Origin of the sequence: Microvirga antarctica (assembly GCF_017921815.1) — a bacterium.
GTDB classification, from domain to species: Bacteria; Pseudomonadota; Alphaproteobacteria; order Rhizobiales; family Beijerinckiaceae; genus Microvirga; species Microvirga antarctica.
Genome location: NZ_JAGEMM010000002.1, coordinates 118618 through 141124, shown reverse-complemented (window position 1 = coordinate 141124; position 22507 = coordinate 118618). Strand labels below are relative to the sequence as shown.

The 22507-nt window shown below is 65.6% G+C and carries 13 protein-coding genes; 7 read left to right on the top strand and 6 right to left on the bottom strand.

The annotated features are described in order from the left end of the window. Positions 1-132 precede the first annotated feature (132 nt). Together pepN and J4G32_RS07955 are read left to right on the top strand one after the other, a co-directional pair. Positions 133-2784: an aminopeptidase N gene (gene pepN / locus J4G32_RS07960; protein WP_210485663.1), complete on the top strand. Its 2652-nt coding sequence runs from the start codon at positions 133-135 to the stop codon at positions 2782-2784. Between the two features lie 272 nt (positions 2785-3056). Continuing rightward, complete coding sequence (locus J4G32_RS07955) at positions 3057-5381, top strand: sensor histidine kinase (protein WP_210485662.1); 2325 nt, start codon at positions 3057-3059, stop codon at positions 5379-5381. 1414 nt (positions 5382-6795) lie between these two features. On the opposite strand, the gene J4G32_RS21940 is transcribed toward J4G32_RS07955, so the two are convergent. The 5 genes from J4G32_RS21940 to J4G32_RS07915 form a co-directional block, all read right to left on the bottom strand. Next, on the bottom strand, positions 6796-8955 hold the full coding sequence (locus J4G32_RS21940) for a calcium-binding protein (protein WP_281413534.1): 2160 nt from the start codon (positions 8953-8955) through the stop codon (positions 6796-6798). A 288-nt stretch (positions 8956-9243) separates the two neighbouring features. Then, a complete protein-coding gene (locus tag J4G32_RS07930) occupies positions 9244-12198 on the bottom strand; it encodes a bifunctional [glutamine synthetase] adenylyltransferase/[glutamine synthetase]-adenylyl-L-tyrosine phosphorylase (RefSeq protein ID WP_210485661.1) in 2955 nt (984 codons plus the stop codon). 72 nt (positions 12199-12270) lie between these two features. Further along, the gene (locus J4G32_RS07925) at positions 12271-13707 is read right to left on the bottom strand and encodes a sensor histidine kinase (RefSeq protein WP_210485660.1); all 1437 of its coding nucleotides are present in this window, start codon (positions 13705-13707) and stop codon (positions 12271-12273) included. Next, the gene (locus J4G32_RS07920) at positions 13704-14399 is read right to left on the bottom strand and encodes a winged helix-turn-helix domain-containing protein (protein ID WP_210485659.1); all 696 of its coding nucleotides are present in this window, start codon (positions 14397-14399) and stop codon (positions 13704-13706) included. Before J4G32_RS07920 ends, J4G32_RS07925 begins: the two co-directional genes overlap by 4 nt. 201 nt (positions 14400-14600) lie before the next feature. Continuing rightward, the gene (locus tag J4G32_RS07915; protein WP_210485658.1) at positions 14601-15815 is read right to left on the bottom strand and encodes a S1C family serine protease; all 1215 of its coding nucleotides are present in this window, start codon (positions 15813-15815) and stop codon (positions 14601-14603) included. Between the two features lie 194 nt (positions 15816-16009). On the opposite strand from J4G32_RS07915, the gene J4G32_RS07910 reads away from it, so the two are divergent. After that, positions 16010-16786 carry a GntR family transcriptional regulator gene (locus tag J4G32_RS07910; RefSeq protein WP_210485657.1) on the top strand — a complete coding sequence of 259 codons (777 nt, stop codon included), beginning with the start codon at positions 16010-16012 and terminating at the stop codon, positions 16784-16786. Here J4G32_RS07910 and J4G32_RS07905 read toward each other — a convergent pair. After that, complete coding sequence (locus tag J4G32_RS07905) at positions 16737-17525, bottom strand: SDR family oxidoreductase (RefSeq protein WP_210485656.1); 789 nt, start codon at positions 17523-17525, stop codon at positions 16737-16739. The genes J4G32_RS07910 and J4G32_RS07905 overlap by 50 nt on opposite strands. A gap of 209 nt (positions 17526-17734) precedes the next feature. Between J4G32_RS07905 and J4G32_RS07900 the strand changes: the two genes are divergently transcribed. The 4 genes from J4G32_RS07900 to J4G32_RS07885 are packed head-to-tail and all read left to right on the top strand — an operon-like array spanning position 17735 to position 22456. Further along, entirely contained in the window at positions 17735-18706 is a 972-nt protein-coding gene (locus J4G32_RS07900; protein WP_210485655.1) for an ABC transporter ATP-binding protein, read from the top strand. Further along, positions 18703-19581: an ATP-binding cassette domain-containing protein gene (locus J4G32_RS07895; protein ID WP_210485654.1), complete on the top strand. Its 879-nt coding sequence runs from the start codon at positions 18703-18705 to the stop codon at positions 19579-19581. The genes J4G32_RS07900 and J4G32_RS07895 overlap by 4 nt, the downstream gene beginning before the upstream one ends. Continuing rightward, positions 19578-21206 carry a GMC family oxidoreductase gene (locus tag J4G32_RS07890; protein WP_210485653.1) on the top strand — a complete coding sequence of 543 codons (1629 nt, stop codon included), beginning with the start codon at positions 19578-19580 and terminating at the stop codon, positions 21204-21206. The genes J4G32_RS07895 and J4G32_RS07890 overlap by 4 nt, the downstream gene beginning before the upstream one ends. Beyond that, the gene (locus J4G32_RS07885) at positions 21194-22456 is read left to right on the top strand and encodes a metal-dependent hydrolase family protein (protein WP_210485652.1); all 1263 of its coding nucleotides are present in this window, start codon (positions 21194-21196) and stop codon (positions 22454-22456) included. The genes J4G32_RS07890 and J4G32_RS07885 overlap by 13 nt, the downstream gene beginning before the upstream one ends. The last annotated feature ends 51 nt before the right edge of the window (positions 22457-22507 follow it).

Below are 22507 nucleotides of genomic sequence, written 5' to 3'. Positions count from 1 at the left end.
AGTTTGTGCGGTCTTGAGGGCCAGGAGGGTCCGGTCTGCGCAAATGCGCACTGCCCATCCCGTCCCGGATGGGGCAAAAGACTCAGCGCAGGCCTCGCGGCCCACCGACACCGAACCGACAGAGAAGCTTCCATGCGCCACGACGCAGCCCCGATCATTCGTCTCCAGGACTACCGCCCCAGCGATTTCCTGATCGATCGCGTCGATCTCGACGTGCGTCTCCATCCGACCGCGACCCGTGTTACCGCCACGCTGGCGATTCGGCCGAACCCGGAGGGTCGAAGCGACGCGGCGCTGGTGCTCGACGGCGATGAATTGAATCTCAAGGGGGTGTCGCTCGATGGGCGCGACCTGCCGGCAGCCGAATTCGACGCCACGACGCAGGGGCTGATCATCGCGCAGCCCCCACGGCAAGCCTTTACGCTGCGCATCGAAACGGAGATCGATCCGACGGCTAACACCAAGCTGATGGGTCTCTACCGGTCCGGCGGGAATTACTGCACCCAGTGCGAGGCCGACGGCTTTCGCCGAATCACGTATTTTCTGGACCGTCCCGACGTGCTCGCGGTCTACACCACCCGCATCGAAGCGGATCTGGGCGAGGCGCCGGTCCTGCTCGGCAACGGCAACCCGGTCGAGGTCGGCCCTGTTGCCGGCACGGATCGGCACTTCGCGGTCTGGCACGACCCGCATCCGAAGCCTGCCTATCTGTTCGCCCTGGTCGGCGGGCGTCTGGGGCATGTGACCCGCGCCTACACGACGGCCAGCGGCCGCGCGGTGAAGCTGTCGGTCTATGTGGAACCCGGCAAGGAGGACCGGGCCGGCTATGCGCTCGATGCGCTCGAGCGCTCCATGCGGTGGGACGAGCGCGTGTTCGGCCTCGAATACGACCTCGACGAGTTCAACGTGGTGGCGGTGTCCGATTTCAACATGGGCGCGATGGAGAACAAGGGCCTCAACATCTTCAACGACAAATATGTGCTCGCCTCGCCCGAGACGGCGACCGATGCGGACTACGCCAATATCGAGGCGATCATCGCCCACGAATATTTCCACAACTGGACCGGTAACCGCATCACCTGCCGCGACTGGTTCCAGCTTTGCCTCAAGGAAGGCCTGACGGTGTTTCGCGATCAGGAGTTTTCCTCCGACGAACGGTCGCGCGCGGTCCATCGCATCGCCGAGGTCAAGACCCTCAGGGCGCGCCAGTTCTCGGAAGATGCGGGGCCCCTCGCCCATCCGGTGCGGCCGAGGCAGTACCGCGAGATCAACAATTTCTACACGGCCACCGTTTATGAAAAGGGCGCGGAGATCGTCCGGATGCTCAAGACCCTCATCGGGGCTGCCGATTTCCGCAAGGGCATGGATCTCTACGTGGCGCGCTGCGACGGCACCGCCGCCACGGTCGAGGATTTCCTGGCGGCCTTCGCGGATGTGACGGGCCGGGACCTGTCGCATTTCGCCCAATGGTACAGCCAGGCCGGCACGCCGCGGGTCACCGTCACCGGGACCTACGATGCGGCAGCGCAAACCTATCGGGTCGATTTCACTCAGGCCACCAACCCGACCCCGGGCGAGACGCTGAAGAAGCCGATGGCAATTCCGGTTCGCCTGGGACTGGTCGCGCCCGATGGCAGCGCGCTGGCCGCACGCAGCGATCGCGTGAGCCGTGACGGCGTCTTTCTGCTCGAGGCCGAGCGCGACAGCATCGTCTTCACGGATGTGTCGCAGAAACCGACTCCGTCGGTTTTTCGCGACTTCTCTGCTCCGGTCAAGGTCGCGCTCGATCTTGGCAATGACGATCTGCTGGTGCTGCTGCGGCACGATTCCGATCCGTTCAACCGCTGGCAGGCGGCCCAGAGCGTGTCGCTTCGATTGCTGGTGAGCCTGGCCAAGGGCGAGCCTGTCGGGCCTGCAGAAATCGCGCCACTGGCCTCCGCGCTCACAGGTTTCCTCGAACGTGATGCGCTTGCCGATCCGGCTTTTGCCGCGCTGGTCCTGTCGCAACCGGGTGAGGCGGAAATCGCCCAGGAGATCGCGGCCGATGTCGACCCGGATGCGGTCCACGCGGCCCGGCGCACCGTCCGCCGGCAGATCGCCGAGGCGGCGTCTCCCCTGTTGCGCCGTCTCTACGACGATCTTGCCGATACCGGCCCCTATCGGCCGGATGCCGCAAGCGCCGGCAAACGGGCGCTGCGCAACATCGCTCTCGACCTCCTGGCCGTGGCCGATCCGGACGCCGGCCAGACATTGGCCCGCGCGCAGGCGCTCGGGGCCACCAACATGACCGACCGGCTCGCGGCGTTGAGCACCCTTGCCACGATCCCCGGCCAACCGCGCGAGGACGCGCTGGCGGCATTCGGCGAGCGCTATCGGGAGGAGCCGCTGGTTCTCGACAAATGGTTCACGCTCCAGGCCGCCATCGAAGAGCCGGGAACGCTGGCGCGGGTCCAGGGCCTTCTCACGCACCCGGCCTTCTCGCTTGGCAATCCGAACCGCGTGCGGGCGCTCATCGGCAGCTTTGCCATGCTGAACCAGACGCAGTTCAACCGCGCTGACGGCGCGGGCTATCGCTTCGTCGCCGAGACGATCCTGCAGGTCGACGCGCTCAATCCGCAACTGGCCGCCCGCCTTCTCACCGCGTTCAGCTCCTGGCGTCTGATGGCAGGCGGACGACGGGGCCACGCACGGAGCGCGCTCGTGTCGATTGCGGATTCACCGCGCCTGTCGCGGGATGCGCGCGATATCGTGCAGCGCACGCTCGAAGAGTCAAAGCCGGCCTGAAACATGCTCTGTCTGGTTGGCGTCGTTGCGTCAACGACCGCGCGCGACCGCTGACTCGCGCCAGAACCTGAGCCGTTCGCTGCGGATGAACCGCCCTGCCTACCCGCAATGGGCAGTGCGGAACGTCCATTCGCCGTCACGCGGAAAGTTTTTATTAACCTCGATGCTGTCGCCGCTGGACAAATCACGCGCCCGTGATTCTATTGATGGTGATTCGGGAAGATGCGGCACGTCCTTCCGAATGAGGACGAATGGATTCCGGAGGACCACGCATGGCGGGGGCAGCGACCGCATGCGTACCCGCACGTGCGGGTACGATTCTAGGGGTAACGCGCTCTGACGCGAACCCGACCTATCGACGACTTGAACAATACGAACCGCTGCTGCGCCTCGCGGTTCCGGCTCTCCTTGCGCTGTTCCTTCTGACCCTCGCGGCGAGCGCGTGGATCCAGGTGCGCGAAGGGCGCGAGGACACGCTTGTCGACGCCATCGCCGACATCGACATCATCGCCTCGCTTTCGGCGGCGAAGCTGGGCATCCACCCCGCTCCGACCGATCGCAATGCGGCGGCGGCGCAATTGGCGACGCTCGTGCGCGGCATGCCGCAAAGTGCGCTTGCCCAAAGTCGCACGCTGGTGCTGGTGAATGCGGCCGGCAAGGTGATGGCGGTTCATCCTGCAACCGAATCTTTCCCCGACACGTTGATCGAGCTTCTGGGCGAGTCCCAGCCCCTGACGACCTTCGCGGACCGCGCCGGCGTGATGACCATCAAGCTGGCGAGCGGCGATGACGGCATCGCCACCGTTCGCAACCTCCCTGCCTCGTCGGGGCAGATCGCCCTCGTGCAGCCGGTGCCCCGGGTGCTGTCAGGCTGGTGGACCCGCACCATCGGCCACGTCTCGCTGCTGGGCGCGACGATCGTCGTTCTCCTCGGCATCGGCATCGCCTATGTGATGCAGGCCAACCGCGCCCGCGCCGCCGACGAAGTCTGCGAGAAGGTCCGCGACAGGATCGATTCAGCCCTCAATCGCGGGCGCTGCGGCCTGTGGGACTGGGATATCGGACGGGGCCGTCTCTACTGGTCGGATTCCATGTACGAGTTGCTGGGCTATGAACGTCAGGACGAGTTCCTGTCGTTTGGCGAAGTCAACGCGATGATCCATCCCGACGATCAGGACCTCTATACGCTGGCCGAACAGCTTGCCTCGGCCAAGACCTCACTCGTCGATTATGAATTCCGCATCCGCAGCTCCACCGGCGACTGGGTCTGGCTGCGGGCGCGCGCGGAATTGATGGACGATCCCGACGACGCCGCAAGCCACCTCGTCGGCATTGCGGTCGACGTCACCGAACAGCGCGGCCTGGAAGAGCGCACCGCACGGGCCGACGCGCGTCTGCACGACGCCATCGAGGCGATCTCGGAAGCCTTCGTGCTGTGGGATGCCAACAACCGCCTCGTGCTGTGCAATTCGAAATTCCACAAGCTGCATGAGCTGGCGCCCAACGCTGAGCTGCAAGGCAAGTCCTACGCGGAAGTGATGGCGCAGGGGCGGCCCGCCGAAGTGCAGCACCAGTTCATGCGCCGCCAGGAAGAAATCGGCGCGCGCAGCTACGAGGCGCGCCTCCAGGACGGGCGCTGGCTGCAGATCAACGAGCGGCGCACGAAGGACGGCGGCTACGTGTCGGTCGGCACGGACATCACCGCACTCAAACGCCACGAAGGCCGGCTGGTGGAATCCGAGAAGGAACTCATCGCCACCGTCATGGATCTCAAGCAGTCGCGCCAGAAGATGCAGGCGCAGACGCAGCAACTGGCCGACCTAGCCGAGCGCTATCTCGACCAGAAGGCGCAGGCCGAAAGCGCCAACCGCGCCAAGTCCGAATTCCTCGCCAATATGAGCCACGAATTGCGCACCCCGCTCAACGCCATCATCGGCTTTGCCGAAGTGATGCAGAGCGGCATCTTCGGGGCGCTGGGTTCAGACAAGTACGAGGAATATTGCAACGACATCCGCGGCAGCGGTGAATACCTGCTGTCGGTGATCAACGACATCCTCGACATGTCGCGCATCGAGGCCGGGCGCACGAGCCTCACCAAGCAGCCCATCGCCGTCAACGCCTCGATCCAGCGCGCCTTGCGGCTCGTGAGCGAGCAGATCAAGGCGAAGAACCTCACCATCAAAGTCGACGTCATTCCCGAGGACATCGTCGTGCCGGCGGACGAGCGCGCGATCCACCAGATCCTCGTCAACCTGCTGCAGAACGCCACCAAGTTCACCAGCGACGGCGGCTGCATCACGGTGCGCACCCGTCAGGCGGGCGATGCCATCAACCTCTATGTGGAGGATAACGGCATCGGCATTCCCGAGCACGCGTTGCAGAAGCTGGGCCGTCCGTTCGAGCAGGTCGAGACCGAGTTCTCGAAGAGCTACAAGGGCTCAGGCCTCGGGCTCGCCATCGCCCGCTCGCTCACCGAACTTCACGGCGGCACGCTCCGCATCCGCAGCCAGGAAGGCGTCGGCACCATCGTGCTCGTCCACCTGCCGCTCACCGAGGCCACGAACTCGGATATTGCGCTGGCCGATACGGCCGCGTAGGCCCGCCTGACGATTGGGGTCTGCGACAGGAAGCGCAGCGTCTTGCGCCTTGTCTTGCTAGGGCGGCAGAGACGCTCCGGAGTTCACGGCGCTATTCGCGACTTCACGGTTCCGCTGCCGTGCATCCATCTCAACCCTTGCCACCACGCCTGCGAGGCTACGACAAAACCGCCCTGCGATTGAGCCAGGAGCAAGGCCGCTGGAGCAAGGCCGCTGCGGCGATCTCCGTCCTCCTTCACTATTCGCGAGAGTCGGTGCGACCCGCCGCCTGCTCCAACCATGCCGCGCAAGACCGCTATACTGGCTCAATCCCGCGCCAACGATGCATTGCTGGAAGCGTAAGAGGATCTACCCGTCGCTCGCGTCGAGGCGCGACAGGAGAGCCGGTCCGCCCGCTCGGCCCTGACAACAGTCTCGGTCAAGACCGGCATTCCCCGAGCGTCGAAGGCTTGCCCGATAGGCCGCGCGCAAAGGGATGACGCTTTAAGGACGCTCACCGCAAGAGCGATGCAAGGGAAGGTGCTGCCGAACGGCCCGTCGCTCGCGTTGAGGCGCGACAGGAGAACCGATCCGCCCGCTCGGCCCTGACAACAGTCTCGGTCAAGACCGGCATTCCCCGAGCGTCGAAGGCCTGCCCGATAGGCCGCGCGCGAAGGGATGACGCATTAAGGACGCTCACCGCAAGTGCGAGGCAAGGGAAGGTGCTGCCGGACGGCCCGTCGCTCCCGTTGCGGCGCGACAGGAGAGCCGGTCCCCCCGCTCGGCCGTGACAACAGTCTCGGTCAAGACCGGCATTCCCGAGCGTCGAAGGCCTGCCCGACAGGCCGCGCGCGAAGGGATGACGCTTTAAGGACGCTCACCGCAAGAGCGAGGCAAGGGAAGGTGCTGCCGGACGGCCCGTCGTTCTCATGAGCGGACATTGCGCTTCACGAGCATTCACCCCGCCTCGCTGGCACAACGCCGGAGACAGGTGCCCGCTCAGCGTCGGCGACACGGCGCATCGATGGACGTCCTGCGTTGAGAACCGGGTTGTCCGTTGCTCTGCTGCCGGACGACCCGGGCCGCCACGAGGCGCAAGGCCAGGACGCCCTGCCGTCCGACCCGACCTCAACCGGCGCGTCGATGAGCGTCGTTCCGGGACCGTGCCGTCAACACCCCCGTGGTACACCGGGCGATCGCCGCGACGGCACAAGGCAAGGACCGGAATCGCCACCTGAGATCACACGATACTCTGTCCAGGGAGGGCATTGTCACCCGGCTGGAGCGGCTGCCGGAATGGCCGCCGGCCGCGCTGACGCCACAGCTTGGAGATACCCGCTGCCACGCAGCACATCACCCCAGGCTCAAGGCCAGGGATGATGTCGCGACGTGAGAAGGGTGAGAGAGCCAGGATGACTCGGCGACGGATGCCCTTTTAGAACCACTGATTGGTGATGCTCGCCGCCACCAGGAAGTGGTCGGCGGTGAGAACGGTGCCGGGGGTGACGACGGCAAACTTCACTGCCGCCTGCGTACCGGAGCCGTCCGCGTCGTAGGACACCTCGCCGGTCGTCTTGTTGTAGAGGATGTGCTGGTCGGCGGTGGTCGCTGCCGTGCCGGCCTTGAAGAACGCCGCGCCCAGGGTTCCGGGCGTCATGCCCTTGAAGACGCTGCCGGCAAGCTGGATGCGGTCGTCCGCCACCGCAAAGTCGGTGATGCGGTCGAGGTTGGAAGCGCCGGGCGTCGTCGTGAACACGAAGATGTCGCGGCCAGAGCCCCCGGTCAGCACGTCGCTGCCAAGCCCGCCATTGAGGAGATCGGCCCCCTGCCCGCCATCCAGCGTGTCGCTGCCGCTGTCGCCCGCGAGTTGATCGTCGCCCATCCCGCCGGTGAGCAGGTTGTAATCGGCGTTGCCAAACAGCCGGTCGGCCGAGGCGGTGCCGGTGAGGTTTTCGATGGCCACAAAGGTGTCGCCTGAAGCGTCGCCGGTGTTGAGCGACGGCGTGGACAGGCTCGCCGTCACCCCGCTCGTTGCGCCCGCATAGCTTGCCGTGTCGCTCCCGGCCCCGCCATCGAGGGCATCCGCGCCCGCGCCGCCGGTGAGGAGGTCGTTGCCGTCGCCGCCGTCCAGCGTGTCGGCACCTGCCGCGCCCAATAGAACGTCGTTGCCGTTTCCGCCCGACAGCGCATTGTCATAGACGTTGCCCTGAAGCGAGTCGGCGGAGGATGAGCCGACCACACCCTCGATGCCGATCAGCGTGCTGCCCGCGCCGTCACCCGTCGCCAGGTTGACGATCACGCCGCTCACCGCATCCGCAAACGACACGGTGTCGAAGCCGTCGCCGCCAGCCAGGGTGTTGGCGCCCGTCCCGCCCGCCAGCAGGTCGTTGCCCGCACCGCCCTGCAGGTTGTCGGCGCCGTCCCCGCCCACCAAGGTGTCGTTGCCGCCAAGGCCCGAGAGCTGGTTGTCGCCGGTATCGCCGGTGATGTGGTCGCCATAGGACGAGCCCGTAACCGCCTCGATGCCGCTGAACGTATCACCAGCCGCTTCGCCCGCGCTCCCACCGGTTGCCAGATTGGCCGTCACGCCCGACCAGGCATCCGCGTAAGAAGCGGTGTCGAGGCCGTCGCCGCCGGTCAGGGCATCCGCCCCGCGCCCGCCGGCCAGCAGGTCGTCACCCGCGCCGCCCACCAGAACGTCATGGCCGTCATTCCCAGACAGGGTGTCGGCACCGCCATTGCCGATCAGCAGATTGTCGCCCTGATCGCCCGAGAGCACATCCGCATAGGCGGAGCCCGCAAGACCTTCGACATCGGTGAAGACGTCGCCCGAAGCATCGCCACCGCCGAGCAGGCTCGCCCGAACGGCCGACGTGGCAGTGTCGAAGACCACAAGATCAAAGCCCGCACCGCCGTGGATCGTATCAACACCAGCGCCGCCGGACAGAACGTCATTGCCCTCCCCGCCATCCAGCAGGTCGGCTCCATCGTTGCCCACGAGCGAGTCGTTGCCCGCGCCGCCGATCAGCCAGCCCTGACCGGACAGATGGTCGTCGGCCGCCGTGCCCACGGACACGCTGAGCGCGAAGCCCTTCGACGTGGTCCGGCCGGCGCCTACGACCTCTGCATGGGTGGCCTCGCCGATCGCAGTGCCACCGGCTTGTACGCTCATCTTGGAGGACGGCAAAGTATTGTCGACAATGACCCCCTCACCGATCTCGATCGTCAGGTGAGCAGGATTGTCCTCTAGCTCGCCCTCGTCTGGCGCATTGAGATTAATGATCCACTCGTCCGCGTGGATAACCGGCGAGCCGATGTTGAAAATCATCTCCTCGCCCTGGATGACCGGGTTCAGAGTTGCGGTGTCGCCGACGATTTCAAAGTCGATATAGGGGGCGTCCGACCCATCAGTAGGAGCGGGGCTCCCGCCGGAGCTGCCTGCTGGAGGATACGACGAACCGGTCCCCGATCCGCCGGTAGGGTTGCCGGTGATCGTGCCACCGGTGCCGGTGCCGCCATACCAGATGCCGCCGCCTCCACTGTTGTTGGCGCACGCGTTATAGGAGGCGAGAATCTCATCGTTCGCGGAGGTCATACAACTCATCCTGGCTCAGTGGCGACGGGCATCGAGCCCAGCACCCGTTTCCAGACGTTACAACGTACCAAAAAGCAATCAAGTAACAAATCGCACAAAGCACAGATGAAGCAAGACAACCTTCAGGAGAAATGTCTATTCGTCATGCAATTACCGGTAATTTTTCCAGTCTTTCGATTCACGATCTCGCGAATATCTACCGATCTTGGTTCACTTTCACAGATTTTCTGTTCGATCAGCGAGCTTTACGCAGATCCGATGTCAACCACACGCACTCATACCGTGAAGTCAGGAGTGTAGAACTTTATCGAAAATCTTCACGACCTGTCCGCGCAGCTGCGTCAGGTGGATCTGAAGCGCCTCGGCTGTGGGCAGGCCGAGGACGGCCGCCAGGCGCTGGAGGATGGCACGCGACAGGGTCGTTGCGTCGAACGGTCCCTCCGCCATCAGACGCTGCCACTGAAAGACGTCGCCCAGGCTGTGATGGGCGTCCAGCAGGATGCGCGCATCCGGCTCGCTCAGGAGACCCGCCTCCTGCGCGCGGGCGATCACCATCGCGGTGGAGGCGCCAGGCGGCGTCGGGATCAAATCCGGGTGCGCGAGCCGGAGACCCTGGGCTATGAAATCGAGATCGGTGAGACCGCCGCGCGCGAGCTTGAGATCCCACGGATCGGCATCGCCCTTCTCCTGCGCGATGAGCTTGCGCATCGCCCGCACATCCTTGAACACCCGCTTGGCAACACGCGGCGTGTCGAGAAGCTCGGTGACCGCCTGCGTGACGCGCTGGCCGAATGCTTCGTCTCCGGCCATCACCCGTGCCCGTGTGAGGGCCATGTGTTCCCAGATGTCTGCTTCGCTGGACTGGTAGTTGATGAAGCCCCGGAACTGGGAAGCGACCGGGCCTTTGCCACCCTGCGGGCGCAGGCGCAGATCGACTTCGTAGAGCAGGCCGCGGCGGGTCGGCACCGTCAGCGCTGCAACGAGGCGCTGTGTCAGGCGGGTGTAGTACACCACCACATCGAGTTTCTTCGCGCCGTCGCTTTCGCGCGACGCCTCGTCAAAATCGTAGATGACCACGAGATCGAGATCGGAACTCGCGGTCAGTTCGCGCGATCCGAGACGGCCCAGACCCAGCACGGCGACTTCGGCGCCCGGCACGATGCCGTGATCGGCCTCGAAGTTGCGCCGCACCTGCTCGAAGGCCGCGCGCACGATGGCCCGCGCGATCGCCGCATAGGCCTCGCCCGCCCGCGCCGGCGAGAGAATGTCGGAGAGCAGGCGCGCACCGGTGACAAAGCCCATCTGTCGCGCCGCGTCCCGGCAGCGGTCGAGAAACTCCTCATAGTCGGATGGCCTGCCGATGATCTGGCGCACCTGCTCGTCGATGCCGTCATCGTCGCTCACCGGTTCGCCGAATGCCGGGTCGATGAGGGCATCGAGGACGTGCGGCGATTGCGCGACGATGTCCGCAAGACGCGGCGCGGTACCCAGCAGATCGGCGAACAGAAGGCGCAAACGGTCGTGCGATTGCAGGATGGTGAGCAGCTCGACCACGGCGGGCATGCGCCCGAACGCGCGGTCGAGAGCTGCCAGGGCCGCGTCGGGATCGGGCGTGCCGCCGAGCGCGCTGAGCAGCGCCGGGACCAGCTCGGTCAGCACCTCGCGGGCGCGCTGGGACGTGATGGCCGCGCGACGGCCGAAATGCCAGCCACGGATCGTTTCCGCCGCGCGCTCGGGCTCGCGAAAGCCCAGTCGCGCCAGTGTCGCCAGCGTGTCCGGATCGTCCGACGTTCCGGTGAAGACCAGGCTGCCGATATCGGAGGCGAGTTCCGGTCCTTCCTCGAACAGCAACGCGTAATGCCGCTGTACGGTGCGCGCCTGCTCGGTGAGCGCATCGGAAAAGGATGCGAGATCCGGATAGCCACAGAAATGGGCGAAGCGCGTGAGATCGTGGAGATCCGACGGCAGCCGCTGGGTTTGTTCGTCGGCCACCATCTGCAGGCGGTGCTCGATGGTGCGCAGGAACCGATAGGCGTGCGAAAGCTCGTCCCGGGCCTGCGCGGTGATCCACTCCTCGTCGCAGAGCGCCGCCAGCATGTCGAGCGTCCTCCTTCCGCGCAGAGCAGGCCGCCTTCCGCCGAAGACCAGCTGCTGCGTCTGGACGAAAAACTCAATCTCGCGAATGCCGCCGCGTCCCAGCTTGATGTCATGGCCCGCGACCGCGATCTCGTCATGCCCGCGAACCGCATGGATCTGGCGCTTCATCGCATGCACATCCGCAATCGACGCGAAATCGAAATACTTGCGCCAGATGAAGGGACGCAGATCGGCAAGGAAGCGCTCGCCCAGCGCGATGTCGCCTGCAACCGGACGCGCCTTGATGAGGGCTGCCCGTTCCCAGTTCTGGCCGACGGTTTCGTAATAGGTGTAGGCGGAGGGCAGCGAGACGGCGGTGGGCGTCGAGCCGGGATCGGGGCGCAGGCGATAATCGACCCGGTGGACATAGCCGTCGGCAGTGCGCTCCTGCAGCAGCCGGGCGACCTGCTGGGCGATGCGCGTGTAGAGCGTCGGCGCCTCGGCGCCTTCCGGCAGGCAGGAAGCGTCCGGATCGAAGAACACCACGAGGTCGATGTCGCTGGAATAATTGAGCTCGCCGGCCCCGTGTTTGCCCAGCGCCAGAACGGTAAATCCCGAGCCTTCTCCGGGAGCCTCGGGATCGGGAAGGACGATGCGGCCGAGATCCGCCGTCTCCGTCAGGACAAGGTCCACCGCGCCGCGCACGGAGGCATCCGCGAAGGCGCTGAGCGCCGCGACGACGTCATCCACCGTCCAGATTCCGCCGATATCGGCGAGCGCCACCAGCAGGGCGTGGGCGTTGCGGTTCTGTCGGAATGCCGCCACCGCCTCGTCCCGCGAGAGGGTCCCGGCCCGCACCTCCCGGAACAGATCCCGCTGGGAACTGATGATGGCGTCGTGGGAGATTTGAGGCGATCTGAGCGCGAGTTGCTGCAACCGGGCTGGACGGGTGACGATCACCTGCCAGAGAAACGGCGAGTGGTCGGCGATGGACAGCATCAGGTCGCGAAAGAGACCGGCCGCGAGATGGGGCAGGAGCGCCGCGCTCTCCGGATCCTCCTGCACGCGATCGACAAAATCCCCGAGCAGCGATTCCGCGCGGGCCCTATCCGATACCGGCGGCGTTGCTGAGAGCCGGTCGATGAGTGAGGTGGACGGATCAGGCACGGGCACTCCCTCGTCGTGTTGCGTGAGGGGAGTGTTCACGGGGCATGGAAAGGCGCAACCGAAATCTCGCCCTTACGGATCGGTCAACGCGGCGCCCGGATCGCCAGCGGGCCGGCTGGCGACCGTCAGCGGCAGCGTCAGCACCACGCGCAGGCCCGGCCCGTTGCTCTCCAGCGTAAGGGCGCCCCCATGCAGCCGCGCGACAGCGGCAGCCAGACTGAGGCCGAGCCCAAAGCCCGGTCGGGAGCGGGCGGATTCGAGCCGCACGAACCGTTCGAGCACATGCGCGCGCTCATCCTCGGGAATACCCGGCCCCCGGTCGGCCACGACGATGCGAACCTCGCCCTTGTCCCGCAGGGCCGTGACGGTGATCGGCTCTGCGAGCGCGTCGGGCCCGGTGGGAGCGCCATATTTCAGTGCGTTGTCGAGAAGATTGGCGACGGCCTGGCCGAGGAGTTCCCGGCTGCCGTGGAGCGGCAGGTCGTCCTGCACGTCGACCACCAGCGAGATTCCCGCCTCATCGGCAAGGGCCTCGTAGAGTTCGGCCACATCCCGCACGGCCTCGGCGGCGTCGAAATCGGAAAGGCCCTCGCGGGCATTGCCGGCCTCCAGACGCGCGATCATCAGGAGCGCGTTGAAGATCCGGATGAGGTTGTCGCTCTCTTCGATATTGGCCTCGAGGGCAGCCCGCAATTCCTCGGGGGTCTTGGCAAGACGCAGCGCCTCGTCGGCCTTGTTGCGCAGGCGTGTCAGGGGTGTCTTGAGATCATGCGCGATGTTGTCCGAGACCTCGCGCATGCCATGCATCAGCTCGCCGATGCGATCGAGCATCGCATTGAGGTTCTCGGCGAGCCGGTCGAGTTCGTCGCCGGTTCCGGCGACCTTGAGCCGTCCGTCGAGATCGCCTGCCATGATCGTGCGGGCTGTATCGGTCATGTCGTCGATGCGTCGCAGCACACGACGGGTGATGAACCAGCCGCCGGCGCAGCCCATCACGCCGATGAACAACAGCGAATAGCCGAACGCCCGGCGGATGACGTCCCGCAGGCGCGCGCTTTCCTCCATGTCGCGGCCGACCAGCAGGCGGAAACCGCTCGGCAGAAGGTAAACGCGAACGAGCGCATTGCTGGGCTGGGAATCGGCCTCGTCGGTGCGGGTATAGGGCGTCTCGAACTGGCCGGGATGGTCGATGACGCCCGGCGGCAGCGCGCCCACGTTGCCGGCCACGCGTTCACCCGTATTGGTGGTGACGAGATAGAGCGATGCGCCCGGTGCGCGCGACCGCCGCTCGACGATATTGACCAGGCGCCGGAGCCCGCCGAGGCGATACTGCTCGGACAAGCCGTTGATCTCCGCCTCGATGGTGGAGTTGAACTGATCGGTGAGAAGGCGCTGCGCGTTCCACGCCACGTAGCCGAGCGCCACCAGGGCGAACAGTGCAAACACCACCAGATAGGCGAAAGAGAGCTTGAACGCGGTGGTGCGGAACAGCTTGCCGAGCGCGCTCACTCGTCTGCCTCGCCGCCGACGCGGACCATGTAGCCGGCGCCCCGAATCGTATGGATGAGCGGCTTGTCGAAGCCCTTGTCGATCTTGGCGCGCAGCCGCGACACATGGACGTCGATGACGTTGGTCTGCGGATCGAAATGATAATCCCACACATGCTCCAGCAGCATCGTGCGGGTGACAACCTGATTGGCGTTCTTCATCAGGTATTCGAGGAGCCGGAACTCACGCGGTTGCAGGATGATCTCATGGCCGGAGCGGATGACCCGATGGGACAACCGGTCGAGTTCGAGATCCCCGACCCGATAGGTGGTCGGCTCCGCCTTCGACACGCTCGATCGCCGCCGCGCCAGAACCTCCACGCGGGCGAGCAGTTCGGAGAAGGCGTAAGGCTTGGGGAGGTAGTCGTCGCCGCCGGCGCGCAGGCCTTTGACGCGGTCATCGACCTGGCCAAGGGCGGAAAGGATCAGAACGGGGGATTCGACCTTCTGCTCGCGCAAGGAGCGGATGAGCGACAGGCCGTCGAGCTTGGGCAGCATCCGGTCGACCACGAGGACATCATAGTCCCCGGCTTCGGCCATGGCGTAGCCGTCGAGGCCGTCTGCCGCGTGGTCCGCCATGTGGCCCGCTTCCCGGAAGGCTTTGACGAGGTAGGCCGCAGCCTCCTTGTCGTCTTCGATGATGAGAATCCGCATGGCCCTGACTGTAACGGAAAAAATGCTCCCACGGCAGGCCGGCCCTGGAGGGGGGGGATCGGCTAGCCTGCCGTGGGCAGAAGATACCGGTTTACGCGGGGCTCTAGGCTAGAAATCCCGGTATCTCAAGGTGTCCCGAAGCACCGATCAGCGCTTCGGGACAGAATTCGGCGGCGGGGGCATGCCACCGAAGACTCCTGATCAGACGCCCTTGGGCTGGCTTGCGACCTCGAGTGTCACCTTGCGCTCCTTGCCTTCACGGTAGAGCGTGAGCGACAGGGTCTTGCCCGGTGCGACCTGCGCCACGCGGCGCGAGAGGTCCTTGGCCTCGTTGATGCGCTCGCCGTCGACCGCCACGATGGTATCGCCGGTCTTGACGCCGGCCTTCGCGGCCGGGCCGTCCTTGATGGCTTCCGCCACGAGGGCGCCCTTGGCCTCCTTGAGGCCGATCGCCTCGGCGATCTCCTTGGTGACCGGCTGCATCTGCACGCCGATGAAGCCGCGGGTGACCGACCCCTTATCCTTGAGCGAGGCCACGACGTTCTCGACGGTGCTGGCCGGAACCGCGAAGGCGATGCCAACGTTGCCGCCGGAGGGCGAGAAGATGGCGGTGTTCACGCCGATCACTTCACCCGCGAGGTTGAAGGTCGGGCCACCCGAATTGCCCTTGTTCACCGAGGCGTCGATCTGGATGTAGTCGTCATACGGACCGGCGCCGATATCGCGGTGCTGGGCCGAGACGATGCCGGCCGTGACCGTGCCGCCGAGGCCGAACGGATTGCCGACCGCCAGAACCCACTCGCCGATCCGTGCCTTCTGGCCCGCAAGGCGAACATAGGGGAAATCGCTGCCCTCGACCTTCAGGAGTGCGAGATCGGTCTTCGGGTCGACGCCTATCACCTTGGCGTCGAGCGTCTCGCCGTTATCCATGGTCACCTGCACTTCGGATGCGTTGTCGACCACGTGGTTGTTGGTCACCACATAGCCGTCAGCCGAGACGAAGAAGCCGGAGCCGAGCGACTGGCCGAACTGGCGGGGGCGCTGCTGATTCTCGCCGCGTCCACCGCGCTGACCCTGCTGCTGGTCGCGGAACTGCTTGAAGAAGCGCTCCATGGGGTGGCCGGGAGGAAGATCCGGCATGGAGAACTGCTGGCCTTCGCCATCATCGCCGCGATCGGCAGTGTTGAGGACCTTCACCTTCACGGCGACGACGGCAGGCTTGACCCGCTCGATGACGTCGGCGAAGGACGGCAGCCCCTGGACGGGCTGGGCCATCGAGCGAAGCTCGGCATGAGCCGGCGTGGATGCGATGAGGCCGCTCTCGACAGCGCCGCCGGCGATCAGGGCTGCGATAGCTGCTGCGCCAAGAAACTTGGCCGTACGGTTCCGGCCCCGGCCGGCAGAATTCTTCAACATGTGTCTCTCCTCCGGAACCCGATGGGGTTCTGCATGAGAACAACATGATGCCGCCTGCGTTACGGCATGCCGTCGGCAAGATGAATTGTTTGTAAGGTTTGCGGCGGGCTGAAACAGCGCCGCGCTGACGTCGACGGTTGCCGAAGGGCCGTAAGGTTGTATAACAAACGACAGGCATTAACCGCAAGTGAGTCATGGCAGGCACCCCGGCGAGCATCCCCTCCGCACCGCGCTTTCCAGACATTCGTCGGGAATCTCTTCCTGAGGCGATCGCCAATTCCATCGCCGAAGCGATTGCGGTGCGCCGGCTCGGCGCCGACGAACGCATCGTGGAGACGACGCTGGCCCTGAAGATGGGAGTAAGCCGCGTCCCCGTGCGGGAGGCCCTGAAGGTTCTCCATACCCAGGGGATCCTGCTCGGCGGCGGCCATCGCGGGTTCCGGGTCGCGTCGTTCTCACCCAAGATGATCCAGAGCGTGCAGGAAGCGCGCATCGATCTCGAAACGCTGCTGTTGCGGGACGCCATCGCCGCATGGCAGACAGGCGAAGCCGATCCGGCGGAGCTCGACGGCGCGATCGCGACCATGCGCGCGGCAGCTCACGCGGGGGATTCGCAGGGCATCCTGCGGGCGGACGTGGAATTTCACCGGGTCATCTGCGAGGCCGCCCACAACGCCATCATCGGCACCCTGTGGAACACCATCGCGCGGCACGTGCTGATCATTCTCAACCTGGCGCGGTTTCGCGATATCGACCTGTGGGTGGTCGTGCGTCGGCACGAGGCCTTGCGCGATCAGATCCTGGCGCAGGTGAAAGACCCTGGCCCGCCAGGCGATCTGCGCATCATCCTGGAGGCGCATTTCCTGTCCGAACGGACACCGCAGACTGCACCACCGAGCACGCCGATTCTGAGCGAGCCTGTCAGGCGGCGAGCCAGCCACCGTCGACCATCAGACAAGATCCGGTCGTGAAGGACGATTCGTCGCTGGCGAGAAACACGGCAGCCTGTGCGACTTCTTCGGGCAAACCGAGACGTCCCAGCGGGTGGCGGGCAACGGAGGCGGCGCGGGCGGCATCCGGGTCGGCGCGGCGTCGGAAGGCGGTCTGCAGCAACGGCGTATCGATGGCGCCGGGCACCAGCACGTTGACGCGGATGGAATCGGCCGCGTGATCGAGCGCCATGCTCCGCGCGAGGCTGCCGATCGCGCCCTTCGTGCTGAGATAGGCAGCATTGGCGCGGCCGCCGGCGATGGCCAGTTGCGAGCCGACAAGGATGATCGAACCGCCGCCGCTCTCGCGCATGGCGCGCAATACCGCACGGCTCCACAGGAATGTTCCGGTGAGGTTGGTGCGCAGCACCGCATCCCACTGGTCGAGCGTGGTGTCGAGGACCGATGTGCCCGTGGACCAGCCTGCTGCGGCCAGCAGAATGTCGATGCGCCCGAAGCGCGCGAGCGCGGCCTCGGCATGCATTGTCACCGTCGCCTCGTCACCCACGTCTCCCGCGAGCGTCAACACCTCGGAGCCTGCCGCGCGAACCGCGTCAGCGGCAGACGACAAGGCATCCGCGTCGCGGTCGACCAGCACGATGCGGGCGCCCTGGCGGGCAAAGGCGAGCGCAGAGGCCCGACCGATTCCGGAACCGCCGCCGGTGATCACCGCGACCTTGTTCGGCAGTCGGCCGCGTGATTGCCCATCATTCGCGTTCATGCGCAAAACCTCATGCGTGCTGCCGATAAATGAGGCTTGTGTATACATGTAGTATGTTAGACGTTCAAACGGAATGTTACACAATGAGATCCAGTCTTTGCGGCGATTTCAGACCGATCCAGAATCAGATGTTGCAGGCTGCGGGGATTGCCACGTGAGGCCGTCACACCGCGCCGGTGGCTGGCTGCGGGCGCTGGGGCGTGGCCCCGATGCGTGAGCCGGTTCTGTCCGTACGCGGCCTCAGTGTCGCCTTCCCGACCCGGCGCGGGTCGTTGACGGCGCTCAACGATCTGTCGTTCGAGATCGGAAAAGGTGAGGTTCTCGGCATCATCGGCGAGTCGGGCGCCGGCAAGTCCGTCACGGGCTCGGCCGTCATCGGGCTCCTGTCCCCCGGACGCATCACCGCCGGCGAAATCCGTCTCGGTGGATTGCGGATCGACGGGCTGGACGACCGCGCCATGCGCCGGATCCGCGGCAAGCGGATCGGCATGATCTTCCAGGACCCGCTGACAAGCCTCAACCCGCTGCTGCGCATCGAGGACCAGCTCGTCGAGACGATCCTGACCCATCTCAACCTGACACCCGATCAGGCGCGCATCCGCGCCATCCAGCTTCTCGACGAACTCGGCATTCCCAATCCCGCCCAGCAGATCAAAAGCTACCCGCACGAATTTTCGGGTGGGATGCGCCAGCGTGTCGTCATCGCGCTTGCCATCTGCGGCGAACCCGATCTCATCATCGCCGATGAGCCGACGACGGCGCTCGACGTGTCCGTCCAGGCGCAGATCATTCACTTGATCAAGCGCATCTGCAAGGAGCGGAGCACGTCCGTGATGCTCATCACGCACGACATGGGCGTGATCGCCGAAGTCGCCGACCGGGTCGCCGTGATCTATGCCGGACGGATCATCGAACAGGGCACGGTCGCCAATGTCGTCGCGCGGCCACAGCATCCCTACACTCAAGGGCTGATGAGCGCGATTCCGCCGCTCGAGCGGCGTCCGGAGCGATTGACGCAGATCTCCGGCTCGATGCCGCGCCTGACGGCCATCCCGCCGGGCTGTTCGTTTCATCCGCGCTGCGGTTTTGCCTTCGACCGGTGCCAAAAAGATGTGCCGCGCCTGCAGGGCGGCGATGACCGGGCGGTGGCCTGCCACCTCTACGACGAGGTCGTGTCGTGACAGAAGCTGCTTTGGTGCGCGTCGAGGGGCTCAGCAAGACCTTCACCAACCGGCAGGGTCTGCTCGGCTACGTCCTGCGGCAGAAGAGACGCTCCAGCGAGGCGGTGAAGAACGTGTCGTTCAGCATTGCCAAAGGCAAGACTTTCGCACTCGTGGGCGAATCCGGTTCGGGAAAATCGACCATCGCCCGCATGGTCGTGGGGCTCCTCCCGCCATCGGGCGGCAACGTCCTGATCGACGGCATCGCCATGCACGGAGCGGATCTTGCGCACGCCCGGCAGGGGCTTACGCACCGCATCCAGATGGTGTTTCAGGACCCTTACGCCAGCCTCAATCCCCGCTGGCGGGTGGATGCCATCGTGTCCGAACCCATCCTCGCCCTGCGGCGTGAGACCAACCGACAGGCGATCGCGCAACGGGTTGCCGAATTGCTGACGCTGGTGGGACTCCACCCGGCCGATGCACAGAAATACCCGCATGAATTCTCCGGAGGTCAGCGCCAGCGCATCGCCATCGCGCGGGCGCTGGCCTCCGATGCCGATTTCATCGTTTGCGACGAGCCGACCTCCGCGCTCGATGTCTCGGTGCAGGCGCAGATCCTCAACCTGATGCGCGATCTGCAGGACCGGCTGGGCCTCACCTATCTGTTCATCAGCCACAACCTCGCGGTCGTGCGCTACGTGGCCGACGAGATCGGCGTCCTCTACAAGGGGGAACTCGTCGAGCGCGGTGACGGCGCGGCCATCTTCGATCACCCGCAGCATGCCTATACGCGTCAGCTGATCGCCGCGGTTCCCAATGTGGACGCGTTGCGGCGCGAGGCGGCCACGCTCGCCGACGACCGGCCGACACGCGCACGGGCCGAGTTTCCATGACCGAGCCCCGCGCCGACGTGATCGTGATCGGCGCGGGTCCGGCCGGCTCCGCCGCCACCTGGCGGCTGGCCAAAGCCGGGTTCTCGGTCATCTGCCTCGAGCGCGGTCATTGGTTCGACTACAGCACCCTCGGCCACGGCACGCCTTTCTACGAGCGACGCCGCGCGAAACAGTTCAACGATAATCCCAACATCCGACGAAACGCGGACGATTACCCGATCGACGACACGGACAGCCCGATCAAGCCAATGATCGGCAATGCGGTCGGCGGCGGCTCGATCTATTGGGCGGCTCACATTCCCCGCTACCGTCCGGAGGATTTTCGCGTTCGGTCGTTGGACGGGGTCGGCGACGACTGGCCGATCGCCTATGACGATCTCGCGCCGTATTACGACATCAACGAGGCCGAGACCGGCCTTGCGGCCTTTCCGGGCGACCCTTCCGGCCCGCTGCGGCAACAGCCGGTCGTTGCCGCGCCGACGATCGGCCCGGCGGGACGGCGTCTCGGCCGCGCGTTCGATTCCAGTGGCTGGCATTGGTGGCCGGTCGACCTCACCGTCGGCAGCGCGGGCGCGGCGCGCGCAACCTGTACCCATCCCGGCCCGTGCGAACCGGGATGTCCGTCGCGTGTCCAGGCAGGGGCGGACGCCACCTACATGCGCAAGGCCATCGCGGCAGGCGCGCGCCTGATGACCGGCGCCCGCGTCATCGGGCTTGAGCACGATGCAGATCAATGTGTCACCGCCGCCATCGTTGCCACCGATACCGGCATCCTGCGCGTGCGCGGTGACCGCTTCGTGCTGGCCGCCAACGGAATCGGCACGCCGCGCTTGCTCCTGATGTCCGCCTCGGCGCGTTTTCCCAACGGTCTCGCCAACGGGTCGGGTCTGGTGGGACGCAACCTGATGCTGCACCCGCATGCTCGTGTCGACGGCTGGTTCGACGAGAGACTCGGAGCGTGGGCGCCCGGGCAAAAAGCCGGGATTGTGTCGCTCGAATTTTACGCAACGCGATGCGAGAACGGGTTCCCGCGAGGGTTCAAGATGCAATCGAATCCAGGGCCTGCGCCGGCCGATCTGGCGCGCGGCGCGGCGATCGGGTCGCGCCTGCCGTGGGGGTCAGATCATCACGCGTCTTTCGAGCGCGCATTCGACCACACGTTGGGCCTGACGATCTGCATCGAGGATCTTCCCGAACCGGCCAACCGCATCACCCTCGCGGATGATCTGGTCGATCGCGACGGCGCGCCGGCACCGAAGATGACCTACCTCCTGTCGGATGCCTCGCGCCGCAACCTCGACTTCGCCATGGATCGCGCTGAGGAGATTTTACGCAAAGCGGGCGCGAAGCGGATCGCGCGCGATCCGCTGAAGCAGCAGGCGGGCTTCCATCTCATGGGCACGACGCGAATGGGCACGGCACCGGAAACATCCGTGGTCGATCCCTACGGCCGCTGCCACGGGGTGCCCAATCTCTTCATCGTGGATTCCAGCGTGTTCGTCACCGGCGGCGCGATGAACCCCACATCCACCGCGCAGGCTTTCGCGCTTCGGACCGCCGATCATCTTGCGGCGACAAGCAACCGCTCTCCTCCAGCCCCCGGGGATTTCTCATGCGCACCTTGATCCTGGCCGGACGCGTCATCGACGGCGTCCAGGCCAAGCCCATTCCGAATGGCGCCATTCTCGTGGAGAACGACCGCATCATGGAAGTCGGAAAGGCGGCGGATTTTGCTGGCATCGAGGGCGTCGCCATCGTCGACCGGCCGGACGCCACCGCGATGCCGGGGCTCATCGATGCGCATGTGCATCTTGCCTATAGCGGAACGCCCCACAAGGCGGCGTTTCGCGCCGAACACGCGGAAATGTCCTATCCGTCCGTGGCGCTTCGCGCGGCGGCCTATGCCCGCACAACCCTGTCCTACGGGTTCACGTCCGTGCGGGACATGCATGCGCCCGGCGGGGTGATCATCGATCTGCGCAACGCCATCGACAAGGGTGAGGTGCCGGGTCCGCGCATCAAGGCATGCGGCCACGGGCTTTCGGTGACCGGTGGACACATGGACCAGCCGGGCTGGGCTGATCACACGGCCTTTCGCGATCTCACCCACCCGTGCGACGGCGCGGATGGATTTCGGCGCGGGGTGCGCGCCATGGCCAAACGCGGCGCGGATTTCATCAAGATCAACAGCTCGACCTCGACCCATGGACGGCCGGGCCAGTATTGCCAGCAGGAAATGTCCGACGCGGAGATCGCCGCGGTCTGCGACGAGGCGCATATGCAGGGCCTCACGGTCGCGGCCCACACGAGCGGCGAAGACCCGCTGGCCGCAACGATCATCAATGGCGTCGACTGCGTCGAGCATGCCCATTTTACCGATGACCGCATCATCGACCTGATGGTCGAACGCGGGACCTATTTCGTCCCGACGCTGCTCGTGAACGAACGCAACTTCGACTTTTCGCCGGAGGCACAGGGAGTGAGCCCGAAGCATTGGGACTGGCTGCTGGCCTCGCGTGAGGCCAAGTGGATCACGCTGGAAAAGGCCCGTCGCGCCGGGGTGAAAATCTGCTGCGGCACCGATGCCGGGTTCATGATTCCGCACGGTCCCATGAGCTGGCGGGAAATCGCCCTGCTGATATCGGGTGGCTTGTCCGCCATGGAGGCGCTGATCGCCGCCACGGCCACGAATGCGGATTGCCTCGCCATTGATGCCGGGCGCCTCATGCCTGGTCGCCTTGCCGACATCCTCGTCATCGAGGGCGATCCGCTCAGCGACATCGCGTGCCTTGCCGATCCCGCCAATCTGACGGTGTTCAAGGGCGGCGAATGCGTCTCCTCACCGCCATCCCGCGCGCTCCTGAAGACCGCTTGACGAGGCCAGAGTTTGTTATACAATCTAACGATTATGCAATTTTGGATGCTG

What these genes read in the sequence shown, in the direction of transcription:
- pepN (WP_210485663.1), top strand. Translation starts at nt 133, where the DNA reads ATGCGCCACGACGCAGCCCCGATCATTCGTCTCCAGGACTACCGCCCC.
- J4G32_RS07955 (WP_210485662.1), top strand. Translation starts at nt 3,057, where the DNA reads ATGGCGGGGGCAGCGACCGCATGCGTACCCGCACGTGCGGGTACGATT.
- J4G32_RS21940 (WP_281413534.1), bottom strand. Translation starts at nt 8,955, where the DNA reads ATGACCTCCGCGAACGATGAGATTCTCGCCTCCTATAACGCGTGCGCC.
- J4G32_RS07920 (WP_210485659.1), bottom strand. Translation starts at nt 14,399, where the DNA reads ATGCGGATTCTCATCATCGAAGACGACAAGGAGGCTGCGGCCTACCTC.
- J4G32_RS07915 (WP_210485658.1), bottom strand. Translation starts at nt 15,815, where the DNA reads ATGTTGAAGAATTCTGCCGGCCGGGGCCGGAACCGTACGGCCAAGTTT.
- J4G32_RS07910 (WP_210485657.1), top strand. Translation starts at nt 16,010, where the DNA reads ATGGCAGGCACCCCGGCGAGCATCCCCTCCGCACCGCGCTTTCCAGAC.
- J4G32_RS07905 (WP_210485656.1), bottom strand. Translation starts at nt 17,525, where the DNA reads ATGAACGCGAATGATGGGCAATCACGCGGCCGACTGCCGAACAAGGTC.
- J4G32_RS07900 (WP_210485655.1), top strand. Translation starts at nt 17,735, where the DNA reads ATGCGTGAGCCGGTTCTGTCCGTACGCGGCCTCAGTGTCGCCTTCCCG.
- J4G32_RS07890 (WP_210485653.1), top strand. Translation starts at nt 19,578, where the DNA reads ATGACCGAGCCCCGCGCCGACGTGATCGTGATCGGCGCGGGTCCGGCC.
- J4G32_RS07885 (WP_210485652.1), top strand. Translation starts at nt 21,194, where the DNA reads ATGCGCACCTTGATCCTGGCCGGACGCGTCATCGACGGCGTCCAGGCC.